Raw genomic sequence first — 15,650 nt, 5'->3', positions numbered from 1 at the left:
GCCGGTCCGGCTCTCGCCCAGCCGCCGCAGGGCGTACGCGCCCCTCCCGCCCGGCTCCGGCCGCGTCTGTCGGAGGACTTGCACCGCGTGCCGGCCCGGCTTTCGCCCAGCCGCCGCAGGGCAGCCGAACCCCTGCCGTCCGGCTCCGGCCGCGCCTGCCGGACGGCGGCACCGCGCTGCCGGTCCGGCGTCTCGATCGGTCCTCATAGGGCGTACGCCCGCGCGCTCGTCGTACTTCCCGCCTGCGCCCTGCCTGCCTGCGGGCGCGTCCCGCGATAGTGGCTCTCCATACCGAGGAGGACCCGGGGGTCAGGGGTGGGGAAATCGCGGGGCTCGGGCGGGCGGCAGAAGGCTCGGGGCTGGAGCGGACGGGAGAAGACGCAGGGCTCCGGCGGCCAGGAGAAGACGCGCAGCTCCGGCCGACGGAGAACGGCACGACGCGCGGACAACCCGGAAGAGCCGCGAGGCCCGGGTCGGCTGAAGAGGAAGCGCCGTTCGGAGCGGGTCGAGGTCTCCGAGTCGGAGCAGCTGCTCTTCGGCGGGCCGCTCCGCTACGACATGGGGTGGAACCAGCACACCGACGCGTTCCTGGAGCTGAGTTTCCGGGCCATGGTGACGCGACTGCCGGCCCTGCTGGGGGCGAGCTGCCGGCTGGCCTGGCAGGCGGACCGGCGGGCGGCGCGGATCGTGCTGGCGGCCGAGGTGGGCCGGGGCGCGACGCAGGCGGTGAGTCTGCTCGCCATGAACAGCGTGCTGGGCCGGCTGATCGCCGGCGGCGCGATCGGGGACCGGCTGCGCGGCGCCGTACCGGTGCTGGCCGCCCTGGCCGTCGTAGCCCTGTTCGGGGCGCTGCTGCGGGCCGCGTCCACCTGGGCGACCGGGCGGCTGGAACCCAAGGTGGAGCGGGTGGCGACCGAGCTGTATCTGGAGCGGGCGGCGGCCGTGGAGCTGGCCGCGATCGAGGACCACGCCTTCCACAAGCTGCTGGACACCGCGCAGTACGGCGCCGGATCGGCGCGGCGGATGATCTCGTACGCCACGCGTGTGGTGAGCGCGCTGATCTCGCTGGTCGCGGCGGCGAGCGTGCTGACCGTGCTGCACCCGGTGCTGCTGCCGCTGCTCGCGACGATGACGCTGCCGACCGCGTGGGGCGCGCTGACGAACGCCCGGCGGCACTACGAGTCCTGGCACACGTGGGTGCAGCACGTGCGCGCCAGCCATCTGCTCAGCAGTCTGCTCACCGAACCGGACGCGGCACCCGAGATCCGGGTGCACGGCGTCGGCCCCTTCCTGCTGCGGCACTACCACGCCATGGCGGAGACGGCCGAGACCGAGCAGGCGCGGCTGGCCCGGCTGGCGGCGCGCACCGGGGTGATCGCGTCGGCGTGGACGGGCGTCGCGACCGTGGCGACGTACGCGACGCTCGCCGGGCTGCTGCTCGCCGGGGCGATGGCGCTGTCGGTTGCGGGTACGGCGGTGATCGCGATTCGGACGGGTTCGTCGAGCCTGGACAACCTGGTCGTGGCCGTCAACTCGCTGCACGAGGACGCCCTGTTCGTGGGCGATCTGCAGAAGCTGTACATCGAGGCGGCCGAGCGGGCGATCCCGGTCGGCGGTGAGGCCCTGCCCGAGGAGCCGCGGGAGATCCGCTTCGAGCACGTCTCCTTCAGCTACCCGGGCGAGTCGACGCACCCCGCCCTCGACGACGTCTCCCTGACCATCCCCCTCGGCCGGATCGTGGCGCTGGTCGGCGAGAACGGTTCCGGCAAGACGACCCTGGTCAAGCTGTTGGCGGGCCTGTACAAGCCGGACAGCGGCCGGATCCTGTGGGACGACGTGGACGCGGCGACCGCCGACCGGTACCAGCTGGCCGAGCGGGTCGCGATGGTGGCCCAGGACTTCAAGCGCTGGCCGTTCACGGCCCGGGTCAATGTGGCGATCGGCCGCTCCTCCGCGCCGCTCACCGAGGAACGTATGAGCGGCTCGCTCGCCGAGGCCGGGGCCGAGGACGTGGTGGCCGATCTGCCGCGTGGCCTGGACACCCTGCTGGCCCGCCAGTTCAGCGGCGGGCACGAGCTGTCCGGCGGTCAGTGGCAGCGGCTCGGCATCGCGCGGGCGGCCTACCGGCGCGGCCGCGTCCTGGTGGTGGACGAGCCGACCGCGGCGCTGGACGCGCGGGCCGAGCTGGAGGTGTTCGAGAAGATCCGCGCCCTGGCCTCGACCGGCCAGACGGTGATCCTCATCACCCACCGGCTGGCGTCGGTACGCCACGCGGACCTCGTCCACGTCCTCGACCAGGGCCGTCTCGCGGAGACCGGCACTCCGGACGAGCTGCTGGCCAGCGGCGGTATCTACGCGGAGCTCTACTCGCTCCAGGCGGAACAGTTCACGGCGCCGGTGCCCGCCCCGAAGGCGGGCTGACGTCACCTCAGGCGACCACGTCCGCGGCCACGTCGCTGCGGACGATCACCAGGAACATGTCCGTCGCGAGGTCCATGACGACCTCGGCGGGCAGCCCTTCCTGCCGTCGCGCGTGCGCGAACTCCTCCGCCGGCCACGAGCCTCGCGGCCCACCTGCGGGAAAGCGTTCGAGCACGGTTCGCCCGTTCACCATCTCGCACCTCCAGAAAGCGTTGTGGTTGTAGGAGTTAACGCCTTCCGGGGCCGAAAAGCCTCGCTCAGTTGCGGTACTGAGACGTAGTTGACACTCGTTCACTGCGGAGTGTGAGGTTCCCGTCACTGTGCGATCATTTGCTTTACGGAATGTGTCAGTCCTCGTACTCGTCGTGATAACGAATGCGCACGCTGCCCGTGGAAGACCCGGTCCGCGCCTTGAACGGCAGGATCGTCGTATACGACGCCCGGGAGACGGCCGCGAACGTCGTGCCGCGGCCGGGCAGGGTGGCCTTCCCGTCGCCGCCCTCGACGACGTACTCCTTGTCCGTCCACCTCGACCATCGACAGGCCGCGCCGCTCGGCGTTCGGCGCGTCACGCGCGCGGTGCGGCCTTCTCCTTGACGAGCAGCTCCTCGCGCCCGCACGGGGCGGAGCTCATCGCGGCTCGGCGGGATTGTTCTGGGGAACTCAGGTCGCGTACGACACCGGGAGCGCGACCAGGCCCCGGGCGCGCAGGGAGTGGCGCCACCGCAGGTCCTCGTCCGCGAGCGTGAGGCCGGAGAACCGCTCCAGCAGGGCCGCGACGGCGATCTCGGTCTCGGCGCGGGCGAGGGGTGCGCCGAGGCAGTAGTGGATGCCGTGGCCCAGGGCCAGATGGCCGGAGGCGTCGCGGCCGAGGTCGAGGCGGTCGGGGTCGGGGAAGCGCGCGGGGTCGCGGTTGGCGGCGGCGAGGGAGACCCACACCGTCTCGCCGGCGGGGATGGTGACACCGCTGATGGTGACGTCCTCGACCGGGAAGCGCCGGAGGGCGAACAGGGCGGGGCTCTCGTAGCGGGCGAACTCCTCGACAGCCGCCGGGAGTTGGGACAGGTCCTGGCGCAGGGCGGCCAGCTGCTCGGGGTGCTGGAGCAGGGCGAGCACGGCGTTCCCGATGAGCTGGACCGAGTTCTCGTAGCCGGCGAAGAGGATGAGGAAGGTCATCGACATCAGCTCGTCCTCGCTGAGCCGGTCGCCCTCGTCCTGTACGGCGATCATGTCGGAGAGCAGGTCGTCGGCGGGGCTCTTGCGCTTGTCCGCGAGGAGCCGGGTGAAGTAGCCGAACATGGCCACGACCGCTTCCTTGGCCGCCTCGGGTCCCGCGGCCGGATCCGGTGCGATGAGGGTGTCGGTCCAGATCCGGAAGTCCAGCCGGTGCTCCTCCGGGATCCCGAGCAGGTCGCAGATGACGGTGATGGGGAGGGGCGCGGCGTAGGAGGCGACCAGGTCCGTGGTGCCGTGCGGGCCGAGGGCGTCGAGCAGGCCGTCGGCGGTACGGCGGATCGGCGTGCGCAGCTGCTGGATCCGGCGTGGGGTGAAGGCGCGGCCGACCAGACGCCGGATGCGGGTGTGGTCCGGCGGGTCCATGTTGAGCAGGTTGGCGTCCAGGGCGGCCGGCAGCTGGAAGCCCCTGTAGGTGCCGGCGGTGGCGTGCCGCTTGTCCAGCGACAGCCGGGGGTCGGCGAGCGCCGCCCGGACGTCGTCGTACCGGGTGACGAGCCAGGCGGGCGTGGAGTCGGGGCCGGTGATGCGGTGCACGGGGGCGGTGTCCCGCAGGCGCCGGTAGACGTCGTAGGGGTGGTCGAGGAGGCCGTCGGCGGGGTCCATGGAAGTCACCCTAGGAGATCAGGGACTTGCCGACCGGGTTACGCCTTGGGCGAGTTGACCGACGACGTCGAGAACTCCCCGGCCGAAGGCGGTGGGTGCGATGAGAATGCCGAACACGAGCACGATGGCCACCGTCAGCCTCTCGTCGTTCCGGCTGCGGGCCTCGGTGCGACGCCTCAGGCGCACCAGGATGATGACCGCGAGCAGTAACGCCACATCAATCGTCAGCTCCACCTTTCCTGTGTAGCGTGAAACCACTTGCTGCGACGGCCCGGTCACTCGCGGTTGGCGTCAAACCGCCGTTCCCCGACCGGATTTCAGGTCTTGTAGTCCTGGATCCGGCGGCCGTGACTCCGGTCGAGGAGCGCCGGCATCCGCTCCCCCAACTCCCGTACCACCGCAGGGACATCGAGGGTGAGCAGCTCCCGGTCCCGCATCAGGACACGGCCGTCGACGATCGTCGTGCGGACGTCGGAGGAGCGGGCGCTGTGGACGAGGGTCGCGGCGAGGTCGTGGACGGGCTGGGTGTGCGGGCCGGTGAGATCGGCGGGTACCGCGGCCGTCGGCGCGCGTGAACCGAACCGCGCAGCGCCGGTGTGGGTGCGGGTGGGGCCGTAGCGGCGACGGCGGGGCGGGCCGAGGAACCGACCCTCTCCGCCGGGTCCGCCAGGGCCTGTTGCGGAAAGTCCCGTCGCGGGGCAGGCGGGACTTTCGCAGCGGGCCCTAGTCGCCGAACCGGTGGTGCAGCCGGGCGAGGAGCAGGTTCGGGTCCCTCATGGTGAAGTACGCGGCGCTGGGCACGTAGACGGTCCGGTCGCGTACGACGACGGAGGTCGGGTTGGACAGCCCGTCGTGCCGGGTGAGGACGACGGTGTGGCTGCCGTCGGGCCGCACCAGGGCGACCTGGCTGCTGATGTTGAGGGCGGCGAGGACGGTGTCCCCGTGCCGTCCCACGAAGCCGAAGTCGTCGATCCCGCCGAGCCCGCTCGCCCGCGTCCCGATCGGGCCCGCGGAGCCGTCCCGGCGCACGGGGATGCGCAGCAGCGTCCCTCGGTCGGTGTTGGAGACCCAGACGTCGCCGTGGTGCACCTTGATGCCGTTGGCGCCGAAGCCGCTGCCGAAGGGCAACGGGTCGAGAGCCGTTCCGTCGGCCCAGGCGACCGGCTTCCCGCCCTCCTGCGGGACCCGCCAGACGGTGCCCCGGACCGAGTCGGCCGTGTAGAGCACGCCTCGGCGCTCGTCGAGGGCGAGGCCGTTGGGCAACCCGTCGGCGGGCAGCTTCGCGATCTGGTGGGGCCTGCCACCGGGTGCGATGCGCCAGATGCCGGTCCTGCTCGTGCCGGTGGCGTAGACGACGTAGAGCGTGCCGTCGTGGGCGCGGGCGATGCCGAGGACGATGGCGCTGTGCACGATGGGGGTGTTCGGGTGTGCCTCGGCCGGCAGGGTCGCGAGGATCCGGGTCCGTCCGCGCGGGGTGACGTTGGCGACCTGACGGGCGAAGGCGAAGGTCAGGTCGGCGGAGCCGTCCGGTTCGAGCGCGATGTTCTCCGGTGTCTGCCCGGCGGCGAGGTCGAAGTGGGCGACGACACGGGGCAGGGACAGGGCCGGCCCGTCGCCGGGCGCGGGAGCCGCGGCGAGTGCGCCGAGGGCGACGGCCGCCGTGGCGAGGTGGGCCAGATACGGGAGTCGGGGCATGGGCGTCTCCTTGGACGGGGCACAGGACGCCGGGTGCGGCGCCAGACGCAGCCTGCGGCGTGCCGGTCGGCGAGGGTGACCGTCGTGGCCGGGCGTTCGCCCGACCGGCCGACGTCCTGTGGGCCGGTTGTCCCAGGGCTCAGCCCGCGGTGACCCGGATCTTCGACTGCCCGTGCGGAAGTTCCTCCCAGTCGTCCATGAACCGCGCCCGCAGTCCGTGCTTCTCGGCGAGCGCCACCAGGGTCTCGGTCCGGTAGTAGAAGTCCTCGCGCAGCACCTGGTGTTCCTCCCCCTCCGTCCGGTCGAACGTGAAGTCGAACCAGCCGCCCGGCGCCAGCACCCGCCCGACGCCCGCCAGACACTCGTCGATGACGTGCAGCGGGGAGTGCGAGAAGACGCTGTGGGCGTGTACGACGTCGAAGTACGCGTCGGGCAGGAAGCGGAGGGTGAGGTCGCGCACGGGAGTCAGCGTGGGCAGCCGCTTCTCCAGACCCATCTCCACGATCGTGTCCTGGGCCGCGACGAGGATGTCCGGCGAGATGTCGATGCCGTAGTAGTGCCCGGGCTCCAGATGCCGGATGAACCGCCAGCCGCCCCGCAGGTTGCCACAGCCGATCTCCAGCATCCGGTGCTCGGGGCGCAGCCCGTGGCCGACGAGATAGTCGAACTGCATCGCCCCGAGCGCCAGCCAACGCTCGCGAGTCCGGCTGCCGACGGCCGCGTCGGGGTCGTTGCGGGTGTCGGAGCGCATGACGGCGCGGTAGTAGGAGATGTGGTCGGGATGACGGCGGCTGAGCCACATGTCCCGGGCGGCGCGGGCGAGATGGCGGGGGACGCGGTCGGGGTGGCGCAGGGCGTAGCCGAGGCGATGGCCGAGGGCGGCGCGGTTGGCGGTGAGGTTCTTGGCGGGCACGAGGGACCTTCCGGGGCTGCGGCTGTCGGTGGTTGCTGCAAGCCTCGGTGCGGGAATGCGCGGTCGGGCTCGCCCGACGGGCGCTGATCGGAGGGCGGTTCGGGTGAGGGTGATGTCAACCGATCGGTTGATGCGGTCCGATGGCAGCCGCGTTAGACACGGAGGATGGAGCAGGAGAACATCATCGATCCCGACGAGCGCCGGCTGACCGCGGTCGTGCATGCCGCGTTCTTCCTGCTGCTGGGCTCCTCGTTCGCGCGCTTCCTCTCCCGCGACCATGCCGGGGGCCGTACGGGATGGGTGGTGGCGCTGTTCACCGCGTTCCTGTTCCTGTACGTCCTCGGCCACTTCCTGGCCCCGCCGCCGCCCGCCGGAACCCCGCCCACCACACGGCACTTGACCTGGCTGGCGTCGGTGTCCGCGGTCTGGGTGGCCCTGCTGGCCCTGGCGCCGAGCGCGACCTGGTGTGCGATGCCGCTGCTGTTCGCCGGCCTCTACGCGCTGCCGCCGAGAGTCGCGGTACCACTGGCCACCGTACTCACCGCACTGGTCGTGGTCTCCGAAGTACGGGTCGCGCAGGGCCCGTTGAACCCCAACATGGTCGTGGCCCCGATCGCCGTGGCCGCGGTCGCCACCGCCCTCTTCGTCCATCTGCAGCGGCAGGCGACCAGACAACGCGCCCTGATCGACGACCTGGTCCGCACCCGCCGTGACCTGGCCGCCACCGAGCGGCGGGCCGGTGTGCTGGCGGAACGGCAGCGGCTGTCGACGGAGATCCACGACACGCTCGCGCAGGGCCTGTCCAGTCAGCGGATGCTGCTGCAGGCCGCCGAGCGGGTGTGGGAGACGGACCCGGAGGCGGCCCGTGCGCATCTGGGCAAGGCGGCCGGCATCACCTCCCGCAGCCTCGCCGAGGCCCGCCGTTTCGTCCACGACCTGGCACCGGCCGACCTCGCCGAACGGTCCCTTCCGGCGGCGCTCCATGCCCTCGCCGAGCGGGAGAGCGGGTCCGGACTGGCGGTGGAGTTCCGGCAGGACGGCTCACCCGGCCCGCTCCCGGAACGCGTCGAGGCGGCCCTGCTCCGCATCGCCCAGGGCGCGCTGGCCAACGTACGGGAACACGCCGCCGCGACCCGGGCGGCGGTGACCCTGACCTGCCTGGACGACCAGATCTCGCTGGACGTGGCCGACAACGGCCGGGGCTTCGAGGTGACGGCACCGCCGACGCGGCCGGACCGGACCCGGGGCCATGGCCTGCCGGCGATGCGTATCCGGGCCCGGCAGTCGGGCGGGACACTGACCGTGGAGTCGACGCCGGGTGAGGGGACGGTGGTGTCGGCGGCGATTCCGTGGGGGCGGGGGAAGGCGGACCTCATGAGTACGCCCGTCGCCCCGAAGGAGCCGACCCCATGAGTACACCCGTCGCCCCGAAGGAGCCGACCCCATGAGTACGCCGCCGGTCCGTCTGCTCCTCTGCGACGACCACGCCGTCGTCCGCGCCGGCCTGCGCGCCCTGCTCTCCAGCGCCGAGGGGATCGAGGTGGTCGGTGAGGCGGACAGCGGCGAGGAGGCCCTCGCCATGACGGCACGTCTGCTCCCCGATGTCGTCCTGATGGACCTGCAACTCGGCGACGGCATGGACGGAGTGACGGCCACCAGAGAATTGACTGCCGGTCAACCGGCCCCGCGTGTGCTGGTGTTGACGATGTTCGACACCGACGCGGACATCACCCGGGCCATCGAGGCGGGCGCCACCGGATACCTGCTGAAGGCGGAACGCCCGGACGAACTCTTCACGGCGATCCACAGCGCCGCGTCCGGCCGTACGGCACTCTCGCCCCCGGTGGCGGACCGCCTCCTCGCCCGGATGCGCAGCCCCACCCCGTCCCTGTCCGCCCGCGAGCACGAGATCCTCGGCCAGCTCGCCCGCGGCCTGGGCAACCGGGAGATCGCCCGGGCGCTGTTCATCAGCGAGGCTACCGTGAAGACCCATCTGGGCCGGATCTACGGCAAGTTGGGGGTGGAAACCCGGGCGGGGGCGGTGGCGGTGGCGAAGGAGCGGCGGCTGCTGCGATGACGCTCGGCTACACGGCGAGGGGCAACTCGGGCAGTCGTAGCCCCGTCTGCTCCCGCTCCTTCTCCAACTCCGCCAGCAACTCGGCGATCTGCTCCCGGTCCCGAGGCAGGATCCGCCCCGAGTCATCAAGATGCACCGCACACGCGGTGGTGGCGTCGACAAGCCGCTCCAGCGTGCCGACGACCTCGTCCGCCCCCTCCGAGTGCCGGGCGAGCGGCGGGAGTTCGGCAGCGGCGAGGGCGATGGCGGTACGGGCCTCGGCAAGCGTCCGGTAGGCCTCACGACGCAGGGTCCAGCGGGCGGCACGGGAGTCGGGGGTGGCGGGGGTGGCGGGGGAAGGCTGGCTGCGGGAGTCGGGGGCGGCAGGGACGGGCCGGCTGCCGGGGACGGGAGCACCGGAGACGGTCTCGCTGCCGGAGACGGGAGCACCGGAGACGGGCCGGCCGCCGGAATCCGAGGCGTCGGTGACGGTCTCGCTGCCGGAGACGGGAGCACCGGAGACGGGCCGGCCGCCGGAGACGGGGCTGTCGGAGGCGGACTGACCGCGGGAGTCCGAGGCGTCGGAGACGGACCGGCCGCCGGAATCCGAAGCGCCCGAGACGGGCCGGCCGCCGGAATCCGAGGCACCCGAGACGGACCGGCCGCCGGAATCCGAGGCACCCGAGACGGACCGGCCGCCGGAATCCGAGGCGTCGGTGACGCTCCTGGTGTGGGACTCGCGGAGTACATGCGCGAGGTAGGCGTGCGCGGCGGCGCTCGCGGCCGCCACCCGGGTCCGTACTCCCCCGCCCCGCTGCCCCGGCATCGGCAGATGTCCGACGACGATGACGATGGCGCAGGCCAGCAGAGTCTCCCCGATCCGCCCGGCGGAGGCCTGCGCCTCCCCACCGACCATCACCAGGGCCAGCACGAGCACGGTCACGACGGCGGTCTGCGCGGCGAAGTGCCGAGTGGAGACGGGTATCAGCGCTCCACTCACGGCCACCAGCACGATGAGCCCCTCGGGCCGAGGCAGAACGGCCGCGAACCCAGCGAAGAGGAGCGCGCCGATAACCGTCCCGGCGGCCCGGCACAACACCCGTGAGACGAGCGGCCCGAGGTCGGGCTTGACGAGGAAGACGGCGGTGGCGGGCAGCCAGTACCAGTGCTCGTGCTGCCCGTACCAACGGGCGTGGTGCAGGGCCTGCGCCACGCCCGCACTGGCCCCGAAGCACAGGGCGACCCGCAGCCCGTACTCCCGCCCGCCGGCCCCGAAGGCCCGGTGGAGCAGGCTCTTCACGGTCGTCCTGCGGGTGTGCAGATCGCCCCCCTTGCCCCGGTCGAAGGCGTCGGCTGCCTGCAACAGGGCATCGTCGAGCGCCCGCAGCGCGGGGCCCGAACGATGCGGCGCGGGCAACGGCCCGGTGTGCGTGTTCTCCCGTACGGCGGTGGCGAGCCGCCGAGGCCCCTCCGACGCCCGCCCACCGACGGCCTCCCCGACCCACGCCAACGCGGTGGCCGCCTCGGCGAGCGGCAACGCGGCGGCGTACTGCGCATGCAGCCGCCGCTCGGCCCCGGAACTGGCGTACCGCCGCAACCGGGGCCCGGCGAGGGCGTCCTGCGCGTGATCGAGGGCGGCGGTGAGGGCAGCACGCCGGGAGGTCGCGTCCTCGGACCCGACCGCGTCGAGCAACGCACCGATGGCGTCGTACACGGCTGCAACGGCGTCCCGCTCCCCGTCGAACCGGAAGTCCCCGGCGATGGCGCCGGGAGTCGGCAGCACGAGCCGCAGCCCGACCAACCACCCGGCACCGAAGAGAAAAGCAAGGGCGCGCAACCACCCCTCCTCCGCCACCGGCATCCCGGCCCCGATCGCGGACGCGACGAGCAACTGCGTACCGGCCCCGGAGGCGACGGGCCCGATCGCACTGATGCCGCCTGCGATGAGACCGATGCCGGTGAGGAGGAGGGTGAGCACCACGGCGTGGACATGCGCCCCGGCATACGTCCCGACCAGCATCCCGACCGCCCCGGCGAGCGCGGGCACCCCGAGTCGCTTCACGGACGCCCGCCGACTCCCCGGCCGGTCGTTGATCCCGGCGAGCATGGCGGCGATGGCGGCCACGACACCGAGGGAGGTGCGGTCGAGGAGGACGGCCGTGAGGAGGAGGGGGCCTGCGGAGAGGGCGCCCCGAGTGACGGCACTCCAGGGCACGGGACCACGCTGCGTCCGAAGGGCATGGGCGAGCCAGGGCGGGAGACCGAGGGGACGGGGGTGGCGTCGGGTACGGGTAGCGGTGCTGGTCCGGTTGCCGGTGCGGGCGGCGGGGCGGGACACGGAGGGTGGGCTCCTGTCGTCTCGTCGAGGGCGGGGGTGAGCCTTCGGGCGACGGCGGCCGGGCTGTGGGGTGTGTCTCCACGGTAGGTCGCGGGCTTGCAGGGTATGGGGCTGTCGTATTACCGCGGTGTGACGATGCTTGGAAACAGCACGTTCTTTATGAACGCAATCGGGAGCGCACGTGAGAAGGCAAGACCCGGTCCATGCGCGCCAACCTTGGACTACGGTTACTTCCGCTGACATACGCTGGCTGACCAGGGCGAAAGGACGACCCACGTGAACGCGGCTCCCCTGAGCCCCGAGGACCCGTCGGAACTCGGCGGATTCGAACTGCTCGGCCGCATCGGTCACGGCGGCATGGGCCAGGTCTACCTCGGTGAGTCCCCCGGGGGAGAGCCTGCGGCGGTGAAAGTCATCAAGCCTTCGGTGGTCGACTCCGAGACCCGCCTGCGTTTCGCCCAGGAGATAGAAGTCCTCAAAACGATCTGGGGCCCTCGTATCGCGGCGTTCCTCGACGCGGACGCAGATGCCGAGCAGCCTTGGCTGGCGACCGAGTACATCGACGGTCCGGACCTGCGCAGACACATCCATTCCCGTGAACCCCTGTCCCTGGTCCTGGCCGCCTCGTTGGGAGCCACACTCGCGGAAGCCCTCGCCGGCGTACACAAACAGGGCCTGCTTCACCGCGACCTCAAGCCCGCCAACATCCTCCTCGGCCCGAACGGCCCGAAGATCATCGACTTCGGTCTGGCCGTGTTCACCGAGTCCAGCGCGTCACTCACCGCTCCGAACACTGTGCTGGGTACGCCGGCGTGCATGGCGCCCGAGCAGGCGAACGGCGTCAAGCCGCTCACGTCGCCCGTCGACGTGTACGCCCTCGGCGCCGTCATGCTGTACGCGACGACCGGCCACTACCCCTTCCAGGCCGACAACATCCACGCGCTGTTCCACCTGATCACCAAGGCGGACACGCAACCCGATCTGACCGGGGCGCCGGCCGAACTGGTCCCGCTCCTCACGTCGATGCTCGTGTACGCCCCGCAGGAACGGCCCACGCTGCCCGAAGTCGTCCAGGAGTGCCGTGCCGTGATCGAGGCGCAGGGCCTCAAGATCGCCCAGGCCAGGCGGCGCCTCACCGCGCACACTGCGGCCACGACAGTGAGCACGGCGCCCGAAATGCCGCCCGGGCCCGCGGTCCGGCCCGCTCCCGTCGACACCGCCGCCGTCGCGGACCTCCCCACGGCAACGCTGCCGCAGCCACCGGCGCACACCACGGCACCCACGGTGCCGCTCCCCCAAGACGTGGCGCCACCCGCCGCTTACACCCCCACGGTCAAGGCCGAACCGGCTTCCGCGGTCCACGACGAGACGCCGTCCCGCCCGGTCACGGCCCCCGGCACACCCCCGCCGGTCCAGCGCGGTCGCGAGCGCACGGGCCCCGGGCAGCTGCGTACCTCGGTGCAGGCCAGGCGCGTGGCCCAGCAGTTGCGCGAGGTCTACGCACAGCGCGCGAAGTTCTAGTCAGCATCAGCACAGGAGAGGCAGTGCACGTGACCGTCGACCAGGCTGCGCACGCCGCGGAGTCCGCCAAGTACCCGCCCGGTTCGCAGATCGAGGTCCGGGACGAGGAGTGGCTGGTACGGAACGTGACGCGCACGGCCCATGACGGCGACCGTATCCAGGCGGTGGGCGTCTCGGAGTTCGTACGGGACCAGGAAGCCGTCTTCTTCACCGCGCTCGACGACGTGCAGCTCATGGACCCGCGCCGCACCAGGCTGACGACGGACGACTCCCCCAACTTCCGCCGCAGCCGCCTCTTCCTCGAAGCCGTCCTGCGCAAGACACCGCTTCCGCAGTCCGAGCGCGGCCTGGCGCTGGCGGACAGCTTCCTGCTCGACTCACTCCCCTACCAGCACCGCCCGGCCCAACTCGCGCTCTCCGGCAAGAACCTGCGTCCGCGCATGCTCATCGCGGACGTGGTCGGTCTCGGCAAGACCCTCGAAATCGGCATGACCCTGGCCGAGTTGATCCGGCGCGGGCGGGGCGAGCGCATTCTCGTGGTCACCCCGCAGCACGTCCTGGAGCAGTTCCAGCACGAGCTGTGGACGCGCTTCGCGATCCCGCTCATCCGCCTCGACTCCGTCGGCATCGAGCGCATCCAGCGGGAGATCCCGGCGGGCCGCAACCCCTTCACGTACTTCAAGCGCGTCATCGTCTCCATCGACACGCTCAAGAACACCGACCAGTACAAGCACCATCTGGAGCGCATCCACTGGGACGCGGTCGTCATCGACGAGTCCCACAACCTCATCAACCGCGGCTCGCTGCGCAACCAGCTCGCCCGTCTCCTCGCCCCGCAGACGGACGCCCTGATCCTCGCCTCGGCGACCCCGCACAACGGCGACGCGCGCTCCTTCGCCGAGCTGATCTCCCTCCTCGACCCGGCGGCGATCCGCGACCCGGAGCGCTACGAGGCGAAGGACATCGAGCACCTCTTCATCCGCCGTACGAAGATCAGCCCCGAGGTCCGCGAGCAGATGAAGGGCCAGTGGGCGGACCGCGGCCCGAGCACGTCGGTGCACTGTGCGGCGACACCGGCCGAGGAGCGGATCTTCGAGGAGCTGGCGCGGGTGTGGCTGCCGCAGGACGGCGGCACGTCCGTGAGCGAGAGCCGCCTGTTCCCGTACACGGTGCTGAAGTCCTTCCTCTCCTCGCATGTCGCACTGGCGGCGACGGTCGACGCCCGCATCAAGACGCTCACCACGAAGGAGTACGCCGTTCCGGGCCCCGAACTCGACGCGCTGCACCGCCTGAAGGAGCTGACGGCCGGCATGTCGGAGCAGGACTCGGCGAAGTTCCGGGCCCTCGTCGAGCAGCTCCGGGAGATCGGCGTCGGCCCGAGGAGCGACACCCGGGTCGTCGTCTTCTCCGAGCGCGTCCAGACGCTGGAGTGGCTGCGCAAGGCGGTCCCGGCGGCTCTCGGCTTCAAGGGGAAGGCCGCGCAGGAGGCCGCGCGGGTCATGCACGGCGGCCTGTCCGACGAGCAGCAGATGCAGTGCGTCGAGGACTTCGGCCTGGCGGATACCCCGGTCCGCATGCTGTTCACGGGTGACGTGGCGTCCGAGGGCGTCAACCTCCACCGCCAGTGCCACCAGCTCATGCACTACGACGTCCCCTGGTCCCTGATCCGCATCGAGCAGCGCAACGGCCGTATCGACCGCTACGGCCAGTCCCACCGGCCGCAGTTCCGCGCGCTGATCCTGACCAGCGGGGTCGACGGCGCGAAGGACGACCGCACGGTCGCAGAACGCCTCCTGGAGCGCGAGGACGAGGCCCACCGCAGCCTGGGCACGGCGGAGGCCGTCTCGGGCCTGTACCGCGCGGAGGCAGAGGAGAAGTCCCTCATCCAGGACCTGCTGCGCGGCCGTTCGGTCGACGAGTCCCTGGATGCGACGGCGCAGGCGGCCGCGGCGGAGGACTCCGGCACGGACTTCCTCGCGGACTTCTTCGGTGCCGTGGGCGACGATCCGGGGGAGGTGGACGGCGACGCGCCGCCCGCCCCCGCCGATGTACCCCGCCTGTTCACCGGCACCCGCGAGTTCCTCGACGAGGCACTGCGCGAGGTCTTCCCCGACCCGCAACGGCAGTTGGACCTGGACGAGGACCCGGAGACGGGCCTGCTCTCCTTCAAGCCGCCGTCGGACCTCACCCACCGCCTCAAGGCCCTCCCTCCCGACTACCGACGCGAACAGCGCCTGCACGAGCGCCTGTTGGTGACCCTGAACCGCAAGCTCGCGGACCTCTCCCTGGTACGGGCGCGGGAGTCGTCGGCGTCCAGCTGGCCCGAGATCTCCCTCCTCACCGACCTCCACCCGGTCGTGGAGTGGCTGACGGACAAGGTCCTGGTGCGCCTCGGCCGCCAGGAGGCGCCGGTCATCGCGGCGGACGTGGATGCGCCCACATATCTGATCCAGGGCATCTTCTCCAACGCGCTGGGCCGGCCGACGGTGGTGAAGTGGATGGCCGTGCGGGCCGGGGAGGTCACGGACGACATGGTGGGCATACTGCGGCGCGCGGGCATCGGCCCGACCATGGCCAACCCGCTCCACTCCCACGACCTCGACCTGTTGGCCTCCGGCATTCCGGGCGCCCTGGAGCTGGCGGAGGATTTCCTGCGCCGGCACAGCGCCGAGTGGGACAGGGCGCTGCTCGACCCGATCGAGAAGTACAAGGATCGGCTGGGCGCCTGGGAGCAGCCGACGCTGGCAGGCGGCGACACCAAGTCCAAGCTCGCGGACCTGGCCGACTCCCTCCTCACCACCGGTCGCCCGATGCTCCGGGTCCTCGCCGTCCTCGACCACGCCGCCTGATCCACACGAGGTTTGACC

General features: G+C 71.9%; 12 protein-coding genes and 1 pseudogene. 5 read left to right on the top strand and 8 right to left on the bottom strand.

Annotation, left to right across the window (positions count from 1 at the left end; genetic code table 11):
• The first annotated feature begins 558 nt into the window (after window positions 1-558).
• Window positions 559-2,421: an ABC transporter ATP-binding protein gene (locus ACWC09_RS39225; RefSeq protein ID WP_450855832.1), complete on the top strand. Its 1,863-nt coding sequence runs from the start codon at window positions 559-561 to the stop codon at window positions 2,419-2,421.
• Window positions 2,422-2,428: 7 nt separating this feature from the next.
• Here the strand turns inward: ACWC09_RS39225 and ACWC09_RS39220 are convergent, their stop codons facing one another.
• The 7 genes and pseudogenes from ACWC09_RS39220 to ACWC09_RS39190 all read right to left on the bottom strand — a co-directional run bounded on the left by ACWC09_RS39220 (window position 2,429) and on the right by ACWC09_RS39190 (window position 6,868).
• Entirely contained in the window at window positions 2,429-2,611 is a 183-nt protein-coding gene (locus tag ACWC09_RS39220; RefSeq protein WP_450855831.1) for a hypothetical protein, read from the bottom strand.
• Window positions 2,612-2,768: 157 nt separating this feature from the next.
• Complete coding sequence (locus ACWC09_RS39215) at window positions 2,769-2,993, bottom strand: hypothetical protein (protein WP_450855827.1); 225 nt, start codon at window positions 2,991-2,993, stop codon at window positions 2,769-2,771.
• Between the two features lie 91 nt (window positions 2,994-3,084).
• Window positions 3,085-4,260: a cytochrome P450 family protein gene (locus ACWC09_RS39210; RefSeq protein WP_450855826.1), complete on the bottom strand. Its 1,176-nt coding sequence runs from the start codon at window positions 4,258-4,260 to the stop codon at window positions 3,085-3,087.
• An 18-nt stretch (window positions 4,261-4,278) separates the two neighbouring features.
• Window positions 4,279-4,494 carry a hypothetical protein gene (locus tag ACWC09_RS39205; RefSeq protein ID WP_450855825.1) on the bottom strand — a complete coding sequence of 72 codons (216 nt, stop codon included), beginning with the start codon at window positions 4,492-4,494 and terminating at the stop codon, window positions 4,279-4,281.
• A gap of 83 nt (window positions 4,495-4,577) precedes the next feature.
• Window positions 4,578-4,805, bottom strand: a pseudogene (locus ACWC09_RS39200) (amidohydrolase); the annotation flags it as partial.
• 178 nt (window positions 4,806-4,983) lie between these two features.
• Window positions 4,984-5,955 (bottom strand): hypothetical protein, encoded by a 972-nt coding sequence (locus tag ACWC09_RS39195; RefSeq protein ID WP_450855824.1) that lies wholly within the window; start codon window positions 5,953-5,955, stop codon window positions 4,984-4,986.
• A 139-nt stretch (window positions 5,956-6,094) separates the two neighbouring features.
• Entirely contained in the window at window positions 6,095-6,868 is a 774-nt protein-coding gene (locus ACWC09_RS39190) for a class I SAM-dependent methyltransferase (protein ID WP_450855823.1), read from the bottom strand.
• A gap of 165 nt (window positions 6,869-7,033) precedes the next feature.
• Between ACWC09_RS39190 and ACWC09_RS39185 the strand changes: the two genes are divergently transcribed.
• Together ACWC09_RS39185 and ACWC09_RS39180 are read left to right on the top strand one after the other, a co-directional pair.
• On the top strand, window positions 7,034-8,281 hold the full coding sequence (locus ACWC09_RS39185) for a sensor histidine kinase (RefSeq protein WP_450855822.1): 1,248 nt from the start codon (window positions 7,034-7,036) through the stop codon (window positions 8,279-8,281).
• A 31-nt stretch (window positions 8,282-8,312) separates the two neighbouring features.
• A complete protein-coding gene (locus ACWC09_RS39180) occupies window positions 8,313-8,945 on the top strand; it encodes a response regulator (protein ID WP_450855821.1) in 633 nt (210 codons plus the stop codon).
• Window positions 8,946-8,952: 7 nt separating this feature from the next.
• Here ACWC09_RS39180 and ACWC09_RS39175 read toward each other — a convergent pair whose 3' ends face one another.
• Window positions 8,953-11,139 (bottom strand): FUSC family protein, encoded by a 2,187-nt coding sequence (locus tag ACWC09_RS39175; protein WP_450855820.1) that lies wholly within the window; start codon window positions 11,137-11,139, stop codon window positions 8,953-8,955.
• 399 nt (window positions 11,140-11,538) lie between these two features.
• On the opposite strand from ACWC09_RS39175, the gene ACWC09_RS39170 reads away from it, so the two are divergent.
• Window positions 11,539-12,783 carry a protein kinase domain-containing protein gene (locus tag ACWC09_RS39170; RefSeq protein WP_450855819.1) on the top strand — a complete coding sequence of 415 codons (1,245 nt, stop codon included), beginning with the start codon at window positions 11,539-11,541 and terminating at the stop codon, window positions 12,781-12,783.
• Window positions 12,784-12,812: 29 nt separating this feature from the next.
• A complete protein-coding gene (locus ACWC09_RS39165) occupies window positions 12,813-15,632 on the top strand; it encodes an SNF2-related protein (RefSeq protein WP_450855818.1) in 2,820 nt (939 codons plus the stop codon).
• The last annotated feature ends 18 nt before the right edge of the window (window positions 15,633-15,650 follow it).

Source organism: Streptomyces sp. NPDC001617 (assembly GCF_053596855.1).
Note: the sequence above shows the minus strand (reverse complement) of the source record. Positions and strands in the feature narration are given on the sequence as shown.